Below are 15,087 nucleotides of genomic sequence, written 5' to 3' on the forward strand. Positions count from 1 at the left end.
GATGTCGAAGATTCAGCTCGATCACATCCGCCACGCCTACACCCCCGAACTCGCCCGTGCCGGCACCTATGCGTTGCGCGAGGTGGACCACGTGTTCGAGGACGGCGGCGCCTATGCCCTGCTCGGCCCATCCGGCTGCGGCAAGACCACGCTCCTCAACATCATCTCGGGGCTGCTGACGCCCTCCGAAGGGCGCCTGCGCTTCGGCGAGCGCGACGTGACCGACCTCGCGCCGGAAGCGCGCAACATCGCGCAGGTGTTCCAGTTTCCGGTCATCTACGACACGATGACGGTGGCCGAGAATCTCGCCTTCCCGCTGCGCAACCGGAAGGTGCCCGAGGCCGAGATCGGCCGGCGCGTGGCGACCATGCTCGATCGCCTGGCGTTGACGCCCAAGGCCAACCGCAAGGCGCGCGGCCTCACCGCCGACGAGAAGCAGAAGATCTCGCTCGGTCGCGGCCTCGTGCGTCACGACGTCAACGCCATCCTCTTCGACGAACCGCTGACGGTGATCGACCCGCAGATGAAGTGGGTGCTGCGCTCGCTGCTCAAGGAACTGCACCGCGAGTTCCGCGCCACCATGGTCTACGTCACTCACGACCAGACCGAGGCGCTGACCTTCGCAGAGAAGGTCGTCGTCATGTACGAGGGCCAGGTGGTCCAGATCGGCACACCCAAGGAGCTGTTCGAGCGTCCGCGACACACGTTCGTCGGATACTTCATCGGCTCGCCCGGCATGAACGTCCTGCCCTGCCGCGTCGAGAACGGCCGGGCGATCGTGGCCGGCGGCTCCGTGACGACCGACGCCGCAGTCCCCGCGGCCGCCGGGCGGCTCGAGCTCGGCATCCGGCCCGAGTTCGTGCGGCTCGTGGGGGCCGGCAGCGACGACGCGCTTCCCGTGCGCATCGACAAGATCGAGGACATCGGCTCCGAGCGCATCGTGCGCGCGCGCCTCGGCGACGAGAAGCTCGCCGCGATCCTGCCCGAGGGCGTCGAGGTCCCCGCCGACGCGGCGGTGCGCTTCGAGCCCGGCGCGGTGAACCTCTATGCCGACAGCTGGCTCGTGGCGGGAAGGAGCTGAGGCGATGGACAAGACCTGGAACAACAAGGCCTGGTTCATGGTCCTGCCGGTGCTGGCGCTGGTCGCCTTCTCGGCCGTGATCCCGCTGATGACCGTGGTCAACTACTCGGTTCAGGACTCGTTCGGAAACAACGAGTTCTTCTGGGCGGGAACCGAATGGTTCACCGACGTCCTCCAGTCCTCGCGCTTCCACGACGCGCTGGTGCGCAACCTGATCTTCTCGGGCATCATCCTGGCGATCGAGGTGCCGCTCGGCATCCTGGTGGCTCTGGCCATGCCCAAGAAGGGAATCTGGGTGCCGGTCTGCCTCGTTCTGATGGCGCTGCCGTTGCTGATCCCGTGGAACGTCGTGGGCACGATCTGGCAGGTCTTCGGGCGCACCGACATCGGCCTCCTCGGCCGCACGCTGGCCAATCTCGGCATCCCCTACAACTACGTCCAGAACTCGTTCGACGCCTGGGCGACGCTGATCGTCATGGACGTCTGGCACTGGACCAGCCTCGTGGTGCTGCTCTGCTACGCCGGGCTCGTGTCGATCCCCGACGCCTACTACCAGGCCGCCAAGATCGACGGCGCCTCGCGCTGGGCGGTGTTCCGCTACATCCAGCTTCCGAAGATGGGCCGCGTGCTGCTCATCGCCGTGCTCTTGCGCTTCATGGACAGCTTCATGATCTACACCGAGCCCTTCGTGGTGACGGGCGGCGGCCCCGGCAACTCGACGACCTTCCTGTCGATCGATCTCGTCAAGACGGCGGTCGGCCAGTTCGACCTCGGCCCGGCCGCGGCCATGAGCCTGATCTACTTCCTGATCGTGCTCCTGCTTTCCTGGGTGTTCTACACAGTGATGACCAATGCCGGGACCGACCGGCCCAGCGCGGGAGACCAGGCATGAGCGCCGCCGCCGCCTCCCCCGCCGCCGAGGCCCATGCCGCCATTCCGCCGGCACTCCATTCCGAGGACGCGCTGAGGGCCCGCTCGCGCCTTGCCTCGGGCCGCTTCCGGCCCAAGGCGCTGATCCCGGCGCTCTACATCCTGTTCCTGCTCCTGCCGATCTACTGGCTCGTCAACATGAGCTTCAAGACGAACCAGGAGATCATCTCGACCTTCACGCTCTGGCCTCAGAATCCGACGCTGGACAACTACCGGACGATCTTCACCGACCCGTCCTGGTACTCGGGCTACATCAACTCGATCATCTATGTCGTGATGAACATGGTGATCTCCGTCTCCGTGGCGCTGCCGGCGGCCTACGCCTTCTCGCGCTACCGGTTCCTGGGCGACAAGCACCTGTTCTTCTGGCTGCTGACCAACCGCATGGCGCCGCCGGCCGTGTTCGCCCTGCCCTTCTTCCAGCTCTATTCCGCCTTCGGCCTGATCGACACGCACATCGCGGTGGCGCTCGCCCACTGCCTGTTCAACGTGCCGCTCGCGGTGTGGATCTTGGAAGGCTTCATGTCGGGCGTGCCCAAGGAAATCGACGAGACGGCCTATATCGACGGCTATTCGTTCCCGCGTTTCTTCTTCAAGATCTTCACGCCGCTGATCGCGAGCGGCATCGGGGTCGCGGCCTTCTTCTGCTTCATGTTCTCGTGGGTCGAGCTCCTGATCGCGCGCACGCTGACCGTGACCGACGCCAAGCCGATCTCGGCCATCATGACGCGCACGGTCTCCGCCTCGGGCATGGACTGGGGCGTCCTGGCCGCCGCCGGAGCGCTCACCATCATTCCGGGCGCGATCGTGATCTGGTTCGTGCGGAACTACATCGCCAAGGGCTTCGCCCTGGGGAGAGTGTGATGGATCGCTCGAGCCCGCACTCACGCAACACCGTCGCTGCGGGCCCCGGCACCGGCCGCAACTGAGGAGGATCGCCATGGACTTCTCGTGGATGGCCTGGACCTGGCCGACCGCCGCCTTCTTCCTCTGCATCTTCGCGCTGATCGCGGCGATGGGCATGTGGGAGGTCGCCTCGCCCGGCGGCGGACCGAGACTGGGCGTGCTGCGCTTCGAGACCACGCGCGGCGACCGGCTCTTCGTCTCGCTGCTCGGCTCCGCCTTCATCTGCCTCGGCTCGCTGTACTTCTTTTCCGACGCCCCCCTCTGGTGGGCGCTCGGCGTGTGCCTCGCCTATGCGGGGCTGGTGTTCCGCTTCGTCTGAAGCGGCTTCGAACCCCGTCGCGCGCGGCCGGTCGCGCGGAAGGGCCGAAACGACCGGCCGTAAACCTGGCTTTGGGAGGAGACCGACATGAAGAAGCAATGGATGATGAGCGCGGCCGGCTTGGCGATCGCGCTGGCCACCGGGCCGGCCTTCGCCGACATGAACGCGGCGAAGTCGTTCCTGGACGCCGAGATCAAGGACCAGTCCAGCCTCTCGCGCGCCGATCAGGAAGCCGAGATGCAGTGGTTCATCGATGCCGCGAAGCCCTTCGCCGGCATGGAGATCAAGGTCGTCTCGGAAAACATCACGACCCACGACTATGAATCGAAGGTCCTCGCCAAGGCCTTCTCCGACATCACGGGCATCCGGCTGACGCACGACATCATCGGCGAAGGCGACGTGATCGAGAAGCTGCAGACGCAGATGCAGTCGGGCGAGAACATCTACGACGCCTATGTCAACGATTCCGACCTGATCGGCACCCACTGGCGCTACAATCAGGTCCGCAACCTCACCGACTGGATGGCCGGCGAGGGCAAGGACGTCACCTCGCCGACGCTGGACCTCGCCGACTTCATCGGCACCAGCTTCACCACCGCGCCGGACAAGAAGCTCTACCAGCTTCCCGACCAGCAGTTCGCCAACCTCTACTGGTTCCGCTACGACTGGTTCAACGACGAGAAGAACAAGGCCGACTTCAAGGCCAAGTACGGCTACGACCTCGGCGTTCCGGTCAACTGGTCGGCCTACGAGGACATCGCCGAGTTCTTCACCGGTCGCGAGGTCGACGGGAAGAAGGTCTACGGCCATATGGACTATGGCAAGAAGGACCCGTCGCTCGGCTGGCGCTTCACCGACGCCTGGCTCTCCATGGCCGGCAACGGCGACAAGGGCCTGCCCAACGGCCTGCCGGTGGACGAGTGGGGCATCCGCGTCAACGACCAGTCCCAACCGGTGGGCTCGTGCGTGGCGCGCGGCGGCGACACCAACGGACCGGCCGCGGTCTACTCCATCGAGAAGTATCTCGAGTGGCTGAAGAAGTACGCCCCGCCGACGGCGCAGGGCATGAACTTTTCCGAAAGCGGCCCGGTGCCGGCGCAGGGCGAGATCGCCCAGCAGATCTTCTGGTACACGGCCTTCACCGCCGACGCCGTCAAGAAGGGCCTGCCGGTGGTTAACGAGGACGGCACGCCCAAGTGGCGTATGGCCCCCTCCCCGCACGGCGTCTACTGGGTCGACGGCATGAAGCTCGGCTACCAGGACGTCGGATCGTGGACGCTGATGCAGTCCACCCCGACGGAGCGCGCCAAGGCCGCCTGGCTCTACGCCCAGTTCGTCACCTCCAAGACGGTCGACGTGAAGAAGAGCCACATGGGCCTGACCTTCGTGCGCGAGTCGACGATCCGGCACCAGAGCTTCACCGACCGCGCCAAGGACCTCGGCGGCCTCGTCGAGTTCTACCGTTCGCCGGCCCGCAAGCAGTGGTCGCCGACGGGCACCAACGTGCCCGACTACCCGAAGCTCGCCCAGCTCTGGTGGCAGGCCATCGGCGACGCGGCCGCCGGCAACAAGACGCCGCAGGAAGCCATGGACTCGCTCTGCGCGGAGCAGGAAAAGGTCATGGCGCGGCTCGAGCGCGCCGGCATCCAGGGCGAGAAGGGGCCGAAGCTCAACGAGGAGCACGACCTCGCCTACTGGAACGCCGAGGCGCAGAAGGCCGGCACGCTGGCCCCGCAGATGAAGAAGGAGAACGAGAAGGAGCAGCCGATCACCGTCAACTACGACGAGCTGGTCAAGAGCTGGGCCGACACCAACGCCGCCGGCGATCCGGGCGACGCGGCGGCCGGCACCACGGCCGTGAAGGCTTCGGCGCAGCCGGACACGGCCAAGCCCGCGAACTGACGCGCGGCTTCCTTCGCAGCGAACGGAAGGCCGGGGTCCGCCCCGGCCTTCGCATGACCTCGCATCCGAACCACCGGAGTTCCCCATGACCGGATACGTGCTGGCGATCGACCAGGGCACCACGTCCTCCCGCGCCATCGTCTTCGACGATTCGTTCCGCGTGGTGGGCGTCGGCCAGCAGGAGTTCGAGCAGATCCTGCCGCGTTCCGGCTGGGTGGAGCACGACCCGGAGGCGATCTGGCGTTCCGTCGTCGAGACGGTGAAGACCGCGCTGGCCGACGCCTCGCTGTCGCCCGGCGACATCGCCGCGATCGGCATCACCAACCAGCGCGAGACGACCCTGATCTGGGACCGCGAGAGCGGCCAGCCCATCCACAACGCCATCGTCTGGCAGGACCGGCGCACCGCCGACATCTGCCGCGCCCTGGTTAAGGACGGCGCGGAGGCGACGATCTCGGAGCGCACGGGTCTCGTGGTGGACCCCTATTTCGCCGGCACCAAGATCGCCTGGATGCTGGACCACGTGTCCGGCGCGCGGGCACGCGCCGAGGCCGGCAAGCTCGCCTTCGGCACGGTGGACACCTTCCTTCTCTGGCGGCTGACGGGCGGGCGCGTCCACGCCACCGACGCCACCAACGCCTCGCGCACCATGCTGTTCGACACGGCGCGCAACGAATGGGACGACGAACTCCTGCGCCTCCTGCGCGTGCCGCGCGCCGTTCTGCCGGAGGTGCGCGACTGCGCGGCCGATTTCGGCACCGTGGACCCCACCCTCTTCGGCGCCCCGATCCGGATCTGCGGGATGGCCGGAGACCAGCACGCCGCGACGCTGGGCAACGCCTGCTTCCGGCCCGGGATGATGAAGTCCACCTACGGCACCGGCTGTTTCGCCGTGCTCAACACCGGCACGGAACGGGTGCTGTCCGCCAACCGCCTCCTGTCGACCATCGCCTATCGCCTCGACGGCCGGACGACCTACGCGCTGGAGGGCTCGATCTTCATCGCCGGCGCCGCCGTCCAATGGCTGCGCGACGGGCTGCGCATCGTGGAGAAGGCGTCGGAGACCGGCCCGATGGCGACCCGGGCGGACGACAACCAGGACGTCTACCTGGTGCCCGCCTTCACCGGTCTCGGCGCCCCCTGGTGGGACGCGGAGGCGCGCGGCGCGATCTACGGGCTCACGCGCAACACCGGCCCCAACGAGATCGCGCGCGCGGCGCTGGAGGCCGTTTGCTTCCAGACCGCCGACCTTCTGTCCGCCATGCGGCTCGACTGGCCCGGCGCGGCCGACACGGTTCTGCGGGTCGACGGCGGCATGGTGGCCAGCGACTGGACCATGCAGCGCCTCGCCGACATCCTGGACGCGCCGGTGGACCGCCCGACCGTCCTGGAGACCACCGCCCTCGGCGCCGCCTGGCTGGCCGGCCGCCATTGCGGCGCGTGGCCGGACATGGACGGCTTCTCCGCCCGCTGGCGCCTGGAGCGCCGCTTCGAGCCCTCCATGGACGCCGTGCGGCGCGGCGAGAAGCTGAGCGGCTGGTCCAAGGCGGTCCGCCGGACGCTGACCGAGACCGTGGCGGGGTGACGCGTCAGAACACCGTCACGTCGCTTCCGTCCCGCGGCGAGGCCATCTGGCAGCCGGGGTTGAACAGGTCGGCCGGGTCGAGCAGCGCCTTGATGCCGGCCAGGACCTGCTGCTGAACGGGCGTGCGCCGCGTGGCGAAGTCGTCGCGCTTCAGCCGCCCGATGCCGTGCTCGGCGCTGATCCCGCCGGCATAGCGATCGACGATCGCATGCAGCGTCTTCTTGGCGAGCAGCATCTGGGCGTCGCGCTCCTCGCGCGCGAGGCCCGGGGGCGGCAGGACGTTGAAATGGATGTTGCCGTCGCCGACATGGCCGTAGGCGACCGGCAGGCAGTCCGGCAGGTGCCGGGCCATCTCCCTCATGCCCTCCTCGATGAAGGCGGCGACCTTGGACGGGGGCACGGAGAGGTCGGTGCGCAGATGGACGCCGCGCCTCGCCTGCCCCTCGTTCATGCCGTCCCGGATCTGCCAGAGATCGGCGGCCTGCGCTTCCGAGGCGGCCAGCACCCCGTCGACCACGTAGCCGCGCTCGGCGGCGAGCTCGAAGAAGCGTTCCATCAGGGGCTTGAGGTCGAGCGAGCCTGTGGCCGCGACGTCGATCAGCGCATAGGCGGGCGCCTCGGCGATCCGCGGCAGGACCAGCGAGGGGTCGGCCTCCTTGGCCAGCATCATGCCCTCCGGCGGCACCAGCTCGAAGGCGGACAGGAGGTCACAGCATTCACGCCGCGCCAGCGCATAGAGCGCCATCACGTCGTTCCGGTCGCCGAGCGCCAGGAAGGCCGTTTCCGTGCGCGTCGGCTTCGGCACGAGCCGGATCGCGGCGGCGGTGACGAGGCCGAGCGTGCCCTCCGCGCCGATGAAGAGCTGCTTGAGATCGAGCCCCGCATTGTTCTTGCGCAGAGTCGACAGACCGTTCCAGACCGTCCCGTCGGCCAGCACCACTTCCAGGCCGAGGATCATCTCGCGCGTCATGCCGTAGCGCAGGACGTTGATGCCGCCGGCATTTGTGGAGATGTTGCCGCCGATCTGGCAGCTTCCCTCGGCGCCGAGCGAGAGCGGGAAGAAGAGATCCTGCGCCTCCGCCGCTTCCTTGATGGCGCCGAGCACGCAGCCCGCTTCCACCACGGCGGAGAAGTCGGCCGCGTCGATCTCGCGGATGCGGTTCATCCGCTCCGTGGAAACGACCACGTGCGCCCGCGCGCTGGTCGGCAGGGCGCCGAGCACGAGGCCGGTGTTGCCGCCCTGCGGCACGACCGCGAGCCCCGCCTCGGCGCAGAAGCGCACCATGGCGGACGCTTCCGCGGTGTCGGCGGGCCGCAGCACCGCCACCGCGCTACCCTCCACGTCGCCGTGCCAGTCGCGCCGGTAACGCAGCGTGTCGGCGGGCTCGGCAAGCACCGACCGGCTTCCGAACCGCGCGACGAGAGCCTGCGCGAGTTCGGCCGGCGCGGCGTCGGTCATGACATTGGCATTCATCGATCGATCCTCCAGACGGGTTCGGGAATGCACCCGGAGGCCGTATCAGGCAAGGGCGTCGTGCGCCCCGGACGGGACGGAGTGGTTCGCCTCGACCGATCTCGCCCCGCCCGTCGCGGCGATGGCTGCGCCCGAACGCCCAGGAGGGCAGCCATTACCGGTGCCGCGCCAGCCAGGCCTGAAGTTCCGCCTCGGCCTGATCGAGCCCCGCGCGATTGAGGAGCCGCCGCATCAGAGCGAGGCTCACCGCACGGGTGCGCAGGTTGAAGAGGTCGCTGCCGCCGACCCCCTGGTAGGCGCCGACCTTCTCGTAGACCTGCTGGAGCCGGTTCTGCACGGTGCGCAGCGATAGTCCTCGGCGCTCGGCGATCATCCGATCGGTCAGCCCGAGGGCGAGATCGACCAGCACCTCGTATTCGACGTCCGACAGGCCTTCCGAGCGATTGGCCGCCTTCTGCTGGACGCCCCGGATCTCGCGGTCGATGACGCATTGCCCTTCCACGAAGACGCCCTTCAGGGCGAGACCGAGCCGCTCCTCCGAGGCCGACTTCAGGATGTAGCCGTAGGCCGCCCCAGCCGGAACGATGCGCGAGACGCCCCGCACATAGGCCTCGTCCGCGTAGTTCGACCAGAAGATGATGCTGGTCTCCGGCCGGTCGCGCCAGAGCGAGCGCGCGAGGTCGACGCCGGTGCGCCGCGGCATCTGGAGGTCCACCACGATGGCGCGCGCGCCGTGGCTGCGCGCCAGCCGTTCGCCCTCCTCCCCGTCCGCCGCCTCGATCAGCGCGCGGTCGGGCAGAACGCTGCGGATCACCTCGCGCAGGAAGGCGCGGTGCACCGCATCGTCCTCCACCAGGAGGATGTCGTCGGCGCTCACGACGCCACCGCCGCACCGGACGCCACGGGCAGCACCAGCGACATCAGCGTGCCGCGCCCGCCGGGTTGCCGATCGAGGAAGAAGCTTGCCGAGATCAGCCGGGCGCGGGTCTGCATGTTGCGGATGCCCCCGACGCGCCGCCGCTGGGGGATCGGCGCGAAGCCGATCCCATCGTCGCGCACCTCGACCCGCAGGGTCCCGTCCCGCCCGCCGGCGACGCGGACCTCGATCAGCGAGGGTTCGGCATGGCGCGCGGCGTTGTTGACCGCCTCCTGCACGATGCGGAACACGGCGAGCCGGAGCGCGGGGTCCAAGGTGTCGACCAGTCCGCCGCTCGCGTCGTCGAGCCGCCATTCGACGCCCGCGTCGAACAGCGCCCGGCCGAGAAAGTCCTCCACGCCCTCGGCGAAGCCGAAGAGCTCCAGCACGTTGGGTCGCGCGTCGTCGATGATCCTGCGGAGCTCGCCGACGCATCGATGCAGGCCCTCGATCGTGGGCGAGAGGCTCTCGGGCGCCGGGGACCCCTCGCGCAGCGCCTCCAGCCGGCGCACGATGCGGGTGAGGTCGGCGAGCGTCTGGTCGTGCAGGTCCATGCCGATGCGCTGGCGCTCGCGTTCCAGCTCTTCCGTCAGGCGCAGCGCGCCCTCGCGCAGCCCTTCCTCGCGCGCGCGCCCCTCGGCCTCCTCGATGGCGAGGCGACGCGCGTCCTGGCTGGCGCGCAGGGCATAGAAGTAGGGCGCCAGCATCTCCCCCACATGCCGGGCGAGGGTCATGTCGTCCTCGCCGTAGAAGTCGGCGTCGTGCTTGGAACAGGAGAACGCGCCGATGACCTCGCCGCGAACCAGCATCGCGGCATGGACGCGCGAACGCAGGTTCTGATCGAAGATCGGGTGGTTGAAGGCACCCTCGAAGCCGAACCGGGGGTCCCTCGTCGCGTCGCCGGTGACCATCGCCTCCTCCTGGCCGAGCAGGATGCGGCGGATCGGACTGCCGGAGACGGGGACGGGGTGCGGGTTCAGGCTCCAGTCGGTGTGCAGGCCCGCTTCGTAGGCCGCGTGGATATTGCCGCCCGACCCGAGGAGGCACACGTCGAGATGGTCGTGCGGCAGCACGTCGCCGAGCTCGGCCGACACGGACTGGATGGCCGCCTGGAAGTCGAGATGACCGGCGAGCGCGCGCGAGATTCTCAGGAGATGGCCGAACACCGCCTCCGCGCCGGGCACGATGCGGGGCTGCGCGTTTCGGCGTTGGGGATCGAGGCGTGTGATCATGCAGGATCGCACCACGTTTGCGCGCAGGCCGCCAGTGCCGATCGGCCGGCGGGCGCGACGTTCCTGGCACGGCGTTTGCGGGAACCCGCAAATGCCGTGCGCGAAGAGGATTGGACAGAACGGCTCGCGGTGGTCAACACTGATGCCCGGCCGTCGGGAGCGGCCCTGCCCTGCCACTGCGAGCGGGGCTGAGATGGGAGGGGCCGAAGCGGCCCATGGGAGGACCTATGATCGCCACGCGTCTCTTGCTGGCCGGCACCGCCGCCGCATGCCTTTTCACCGCCGGCTCGGCCTTTGCCGACACCGCCGACAAGTCCATCGCCCTGTCCAACAACTATGCGGGCAATTCCTGGCGCCAGGCCATGCTCCAGAGCTGGAAGACGGTGACCGACAAGGCCGTGGCGGACGGCATCGTGAAGTCGGCCGACGCCTTCACCACCGCCGAGAATCAGGCGACCGAGCAGGCTGCCCAGATCCAGAACATGATCCTTCAGGGCTACGACGCGATCGTCATCAACGCCGCCTCGCCGACCGCCCTCAACGGCGCCGTCAAGGAAGCCTGCGACGCCGGCATCACCGTGGTCTCGTTCGACGGCATCGTCACCGAGCCCTGCGCCTGGCGCGTGGCGGTGGACTTCAAGAAGATGGGCTCGGGCCAGATCGACTACCTCGCCGGGCGCTACCCCGACGGCGGCAACCTCCTCGAGCTCCGCGGCCTCGCCGGAACCTCGGTCGACGGCGAGATCCACGAGGGCATCGCGGCCGGCGTCGCCGCCCATCCGAAGTTCAAGATCGTGTCCGAGGTCCAGGGCGACTGGACGCAGACCGTGGCGCAGAAGTCGGTCGCCGGCGTGCTGCCCAGCATCCCCCAGGTCGTCGGCGTGGTGACGCAGGGCGGCGACGGGTTCGGTGCGGCCGAGGCCTTCGCTGCCGCCGGCCGCCCGACGCCGACCATCATCATGGGCAACCGCCAGGACGAACTCGCCTGGTGGAAGCAGCAGAAGGACAAGGACGGCTACGAGACCATGTCGGTCTCCATCGCGCCGGGCGTCTCGACGCTGGCCTTCTGGGTGGCGCAGCAGATCCTCGACGGGCAGGAGGTTCCCAAGGACCTCGTGGTGCCGTTCCTGGCGATCGATCAGGCGGGCCTCGACGAGGCGCTGAAGGACACGCCCGACGGCGGCGTCGCCAATGTCGACTACAGCCAGGACGACGCCAAGAAGGTGATCGCCGAGGCGAAGTAAGCCGCGAGCGGCGGCGGCGAGTGCCGCTGCCGCCCGCCCCGTTCGACGACGCAGGCTCGCGAGTGTTTCCATGATGCCATCCGAGGGCGGGGCCGACCCCGCCGACGCCCCCGCGCGCCCGCTGGTGGACCTTCGCGGCGTGGCGAAGGCCTATGGGGCCGTGCGCGCCCTTGGCGGGGTCGACTTCGCCATCGCGCCCGGCGAGTGCATCGGCCTCGCCGGCCACAACGGCGCCGGCAAGTCTACGCTGATGCAGGTGCTCGCCGGCAACGTGCGGCCGGACGAGGGAACGCTGCGGATCTCCGGCTCCGACGAGACGGGCCGCTATTCGGTTGAGCGGGCCGGCCGGCTCGGCGTGCGCTGCGTGTTCCAGGAACTCTCGCTCTGCCCCAACCTGACGGTGGCCGAGAACGCCCGCGTCCGCCATCCCTTCCTGCGCGGCTTCGGCTGGCGCGCGCGCGCGGCGCGGCTGATCGTCAGCCAGCTCGATGCGATCTTTCCCGGCCACGGCATCCGGCCGGGCGACCTCGTCTCCGACCTCGCCCTCGGCCAGCGCCAGATGGTGGAGATCGCCACCGTGTTCGCGGCGGGCGAGACGCCGCTCTCGCTGGTGATCCTCGACGAGCCGACCTCTTCGCTGGATGCTCAGGTGGCGGGCCAGCTTCTCGCCCACGTGCGCCGCTTCGTGGCCGAGGGGGGCAGCGTCGTGCTGATCTCGCACATCCTCGGCGAGATCCTCGAGACCTGCGACCGGATCACCGTGATGAGCGACGGCCGCGTCGTGGCCGACCGCGCCGCCAAGGAGTTCACCCGCCACTCGCTGGTCGAGGCCATGGGGCATGTGGCGCACGCGCAGGAGGACGCGGCCGAGACGAGCGCCGGCCCCACGGCCCGCTCGGCCGCACCCGTGGTCGCCTCCGCGGCCCCGCCGCGCCAGGCGAACGATCGGCGCGTCGAGGCGCGGCGCGGCGAGATCATCGGCCTCGGGGGCCTTGCCGGACACGGGCAGACCGCGTTGCTCGTGCTCCTGCAGAACGCATCGCGCGGCCGCTCGCGCCTCTGCGAGCTTCACGGGCGCACCGCCTTCGTCGCGGGCGACCGGCAGAGCGACGGCGTGTTCCCGCTCTGGTCGATCGGCGCCAACGTCACCGTGCGCTCGCTTCGCGCGATGAGCCGCCTCGGCCTGATCGACGCCGAGGCCGAGCGCGCGATGGAAGAGGAATGGAAGGCGCGCATCGCGATCCGCACGCCCGACATGGACAACGGCATCCTGACCCTGTCGGGCGGCAACCAGCAGAAGGCGCTGTTCGCCCGCGCGCTCGCCTCCGACGCCGAGATCGTGCTGATGGACGACCCGATGCGCGGCGTCGACATCGGCACCAAGCAGGAGGTCTACGCCCTGATCCGCGCCGAGGCCGCCAAGGGCCGCACCTTCCTCTGGTACACGACGGAGTTCGACGAGTTGCGCGCCTGCGATCACGTCTACGTCTTCCGCTCCGGGCGGATCGTCGCTGACATGGCGCGCAGCGAGCTGTCGGAGGCACGGGTCCTCCAGTCCTCCTTCGAGGAGAATGCGGCATGATCCGCAGCCCCGCCCTCGCCCGCACCCTGCGCGATCTCCTGCCGCCGGTCTCGCTGGCGCTGCTTCTGGTCGCCATCTTCATCATCCAGCCGCGCGCCATGAGCTATCTCGGCCTGTCGCTGATGCTCAACCTCGCGCTGCCGATCGCGCTGGCCACGATGGCGCAGCTCTGCGTCATCGCGGTAAACGACCTGGACCTGTCGATCGGCGGCTTCGTGTCCTTCGTCGCCTGCATCGGGGCGACGCTCCTGAACGACACGCCCTTGCTCGGCGTCCTCGCCCTGATCAGCTGCATCGGCGTCTATGCGCTGCTCGGCGCCCTGATTCACGTGCGCAACCTGCCCTCCATCGTGGTCACGCTCGGCATGAGCTTCGTGTGGCTCGGCGCGGCGGTGCTCCTGCTGCCGAGCCCCGGCGGCAGCGCGCCGGCCTGGCTCTCCGCCCTCGTCAAGCTCAAGACCCCGATCGTGCCGCTGGCGATCATCGCGAGCGCGCTCCTCGCCGTCGCCGGACATCTCCTCCTGATGCGCTCGTCCTTCGGCGTCGTGCTGCGCGGTGCGGGCGGCAATGCCCAGGCCGTGCAGCGCGCCGGCTGGTCGCTGCTGCGCGCGAAGATGACGATGTATGCGCTGTGCGGCGTGTTCGGCGTGCTGTCGGGCCTGGCGCTGGTGGGTCTCACCACGTCCGCCGACGCCAACATCGCGTTGCGCTACACGCTCCTGTCGGTCGCGGGCGTGATCCTGGGCGGGGGCGAGTTCACCGGCGGGCGCATCTCGCCGGTGGGCGCCGTGCTCGGCGCCCTGACACTGACCCTTGCGGGTTCGCTCTTGTCGTTCATGCGCATTTCGCCGGATTGGCAGATCGGCGCGCAGGGCGCCATCCTGATCGTGGTCCTGGCGCTGCGCGCCCTGGTCAATCGCGTGGAAAGGCAAGCGGCATGAGCGGCGCGATCTCGACGCCCCGGGCGAAGCGGCGCACGGCGCAGGCCCGCCCCTGGGTGTTCTCCTTTCTCGGCGCGGGCGCGGTGTTTCTGGCCACGATCGCCTTCACCGGCGGGACGGGCGCCGGCCAGATCCTGTCCACCGCCCTCACCTTCGCGACGATGTACGTGATCGTCGGCCTCGGCCAGATGTTCGTCATCACGACGGGCCCGGGCAATGTCGACCTGTCGATCCCCTCGACCATCGCGCTGGCGGGAGCCGTTTCGATGACGGTGATGGGGGGCAGCGACGCGATGATCCTGCCGGGTATCCTCGCCGCGCTCGGCGTGGGCGTCGCCGTCGGCTGCTTCAACTTCGCCCTGATCCGCATTCTCCAGATCCCCCCGATCATCGCCACCCTTTCGGCGAGCTTCCTGATCCAGTCGGTGGCCATCGCCTACGGACGCGGCCTGCGGGTGCGCCCGCCGGCCGCCTTCGGCGAGTTCGCGACCGGGCGGGTTCTCGGCGTGCCCTATCTCGCGATCGCCACGCTAGTGCTCTGCCTTGCCATGGGGGTGCTGCTGCACCGTACGGTCTACGGGCGCTCGATCTCGGCGATCGGCCAGAACCCGCGCGCGGCCCTCCTGGCCGGCATTCCGGTGGAGCGGCTTCGCTGGGCGACCTATGTCCTGTCGGCCGTCCTGGCCGGTCTCTGCGGCGCGGTCCTCGCCGGGTTCTCGGGCGGCTCCTCGCTGAACATGGGCGAGGAGTATCTCCTGGCATCCATCGCCGTGGTGGTGGTCGGCGGCTCGTCGGTGTCGGGCGGCCAGTCCAACGTTCCCGGCCTCTGGGGCGCGTCGATCTTCCTGTATCTGCTGGTGACGATGCTCAACACGTTCGGCGTGGGCGCAGGGCTGCGGCTGCTCCTGACCGGCCTCATCATCATCGCGATCATCACCGTCGCCGGCGGTCCCCGCACCGGACGCAACTGAAGGA

At 69.2% G+C, this 15,087-nt stretch carries 13 protein-coding genes; 10 read left to right on the forward strand and 3 right to left on the reverse strand.

Translation table 11 applies throughout. From position 1 onward, the window contains the following. The first annotated feature begins 1 nt into the window (after nt 1). The 6 genes from D3218_RS05910 (at nt 2) to glpK (ending at nt 6,723) form a co-directional block, all read left to right on the forward strand. Entirely contained in the window at nt 2-1,081 is a 1,080-nt protein-coding gene (locus D3218_RS05910) for an ABC transporter ATP-binding protein (RefSeq protein ID WP_119539000.1), read from the forward strand. Nucleotides 1,082-1,085: 4 nt separating this feature from the next. Then, nucleotides 1,086-1,973: a carbohydrate ABC transporter permease gene (locus tag D3218_RS05915; protein ID WP_119539001.1), complete on the forward strand. Its 888-nt coding sequence runs from the start codon at nt 1,086-1,088 to the stop codon at nt 1,971-1,973. Continuing rightward, on the forward strand, nt 1,970-2,875 hold the full coding sequence (locus D3218_RS05920) for a carbohydrate ABC transporter permease (RefSeq protein WP_245414935.1): 906 nt from the start codon (nt 1,970-1,972) through the stop codon (nt 2,873-2,875). The genes D3218_RS05915 and D3218_RS05920 overlap by 4 nt, the downstream gene beginning before the upstream one ends. Before the next feature lie 76 nt (nt 2,876-2,951). Continuing rightward, complete coding sequence (locus D3218_RS05925; RefSeq protein WP_119539002.1) at nt 2,952-3,236, forward strand: DUF2160 domain-containing protein; 285 nt, start codon at nt 2,952-2,954, stop codon at nt 3,234-3,236. A gap of 87 nt (nt 3,237-3,323) precedes the next feature. Next, complete coding sequence (locus tag D3218_RS05930; protein WP_168990421.1) at nt 3,324-5,138, forward strand: ABC transporter substrate-binding protein; 1,815 nt, start codon at nt 3,324-3,326, stop codon at nt 5,136-5,138. Between the two features lie 85 nt (nt 5,139-5,223). After that, nucleotides 5,224-6,723 carry a glycerol kinase GlpK gene (gene glpK / locus D3218_RS05935; protein WP_119539003.1) on the forward strand — a complete coding sequence of 500 codons (1,500 nt, stop codon included), beginning with the start codon at nt 5,224-5,226 and terminating at the stop codon, nt 6,721-6,723. Nucleotides 6,724-6,727: 4 nt separating this feature from the next. Here glpK and D3218_RS05940 read toward each other — a convergent pair whose 3' ends face one another. From D3218_RS05940 to D3218_RS05950, 3 genes are all read right to left on the reverse strand, one after another. After that, nucleotides 6,728-8,197 (reverse strand): FAD-binding oxidoreductase, encoded by a 1,470-nt coding sequence (locus tag D3218_RS05940; RefSeq protein WP_119539004.1) that lies wholly within the window; start codon nt 8,195-8,197, stop codon nt 6,728-6,730. Nucleotides 8,198-8,351: 154 nt separating this feature from the next. Continuing rightward, nucleotides 8,352-9,074, reverse strand: a complete 723-nt coding sequence (locus D3218_RS05945) for a response regulator (protein WP_119539005.1) — start codon at nt 9,072-9,074, stop codon at nt 8,352-8,354. Beyond that, complete coding sequence (locus D3218_RS05950) at nt 9,071-10,345, reverse strand: GAF domain-containing sensor histidine kinase (RefSeq protein WP_119539006.1); 1,275 nt, start codon at nt 10,343-10,345, stop codon at nt 9,071-9,073. The genes D3218_RS05945 and D3218_RS05950 overlap by 4 nt, the downstream gene beginning before the upstream one ends. Before the next feature lie 227 nt (nt 10,346-10,572). On the opposite strand from D3218_RS05950, the gene D3218_RS05955 reads away from it, so the two are divergent. From D3218_RS05955 to D3218_RS05970, 4 genes are all read left to right on the forward strand, one after another. Continuing rightward, nucleotides 10,573-11,589, forward strand: a complete 1,017-nt coding sequence (locus tag D3218_RS05955) for a substrate-binding domain-containing protein (protein ID WP_119539007.1) — start codon at nt 10,573-10,575, stop codon at nt 11,587-11,589. A gap of 70 nt (nt 11,590-11,659) precedes the next feature. Further along, nucleotides 11,660-13,171, forward strand: coding sequence for an ATP-binding cassette domain-containing protein (locus tag D3218_RS05960; protein WP_245414936.1), 1,512 nt, complete (start codon nt 11,660-11,662; stop codon nt 13,169-13,171). Then, complete coding sequence (locus tag D3218_RS05965; RefSeq protein WP_119539008.1) at nt 13,168-14,112, forward strand: ABC transporter permease; 945 nt, start codon at nt 13,168-13,170, stop codon at nt 14,110-14,112. Before D3218_RS05960 ends, D3218_RS05965 begins: the two co-directional genes overlap by 4 nt. Beyond that, entirely contained in the window at nt 14,109-15,083 is a 975-nt protein-coding gene (locus D3218_RS05970; protein ID WP_119539009.1) for an ABC transporter permease, read from the forward strand. The genes D3218_RS05965 and D3218_RS05970 overlap by 4 nt, the downstream gene beginning before the upstream one ends. Nucleotides 15,084-15,087 lie beyond the last annotated feature (4 nt).

This window comes from Aureimonas flava, from assembly GCF_003583935.1.
Taxonomy (GTDB): Bacteria; Pseudomonadota; Alphaproteobacteria; order Rhizobiales; family Rhizobiaceae; genus Aureimonas; species Aureimonas flava.

Excerpts from the sequence above, each read along its gene's own strand:
- D3218_RS05910 (WP_119539000.1), top strand. The coding sequence starts at position 2 with ATGTCGAAGATTCAGCTCGATCACATCCGCCACGCCTACACCCCCGAA.
- D3218_RS05915 (WP_119539001.1), top strand. The coding sequence starts at position 1,086 with ATGGACAAGACCTGGAACAACAAGGCCTGGTTCATGGTCCTGCCGGTG.
- D3218_RS05920 (WP_245414935.1), top strand. The coding sequence starts at position 1,970 with ATGAGCGCCGCCGCCGCCTCCCCCGCCGCCGAGGCCCATGCCGCCATT.
- D3218_RS05925 (WP_119539002.1), top strand. The coding sequence starts at position 2,952 with ATGGACTTCTCGTGGATGGCCTGGACCTGGCCGACCGCCGCCTTCTTC.
- D3218_RS05930 (WP_168990421.1), top strand. The coding sequence starts at position 3,324 with ATGAAGAAGCAATGGATGATGAGCGCGGCCGGCTTGGCGATCGCGCTG.
- glpK (WP_119539003.1), top strand. The coding sequence starts at position 5,224 with ATGACCGGATACGTGCTGGCGATCGACCAGGGCACCACGTCCTCCCGC.
- D3218_RS05940 (WP_119539004.1), bottom strand. The coding sequence starts at position 8,197 with ATGAATGCCAATGTCATGACCGACGCCGCGCCGGCCGAACTCGCGCAG.
- D3218_RS05950 (WP_119539006.1), bottom strand. The coding sequence starts at position 10,345 with ATGATCACACGCCTCGATCCCCAACGCCGAAACGCGCAGCCCCGCATC.
- D3218_RS05955 (WP_119539007.1), top strand. The coding sequence starts at position 10,573 with ATGATCGCCACGCGTCTCTTGCTGGCCGGCACCGCCGCCGCATGCCTT.
- D3218_RS05960 (WP_245414936.1), top strand. The coding sequence starts at position 11,660 with ATGATGCCATCCGAGGGCGGGGCCGACCCCGCCGACGCCCCCGCGCGC.
- D3218_RS05965 (WP_119539008.1), top strand. The coding sequence starts at position 13,168 with ATGATCCGCAGCCCCGCCCTCGCCCGCACCCTGCGCGATCTCCTGCCG.
- D3218_RS05970 (WP_119539009.1), top strand. The coding sequence starts at position 14,109 with ATGAGCGGCGCGATCTCGACGCCCCGGGCGAAGCGGCGCACGGCGCAG.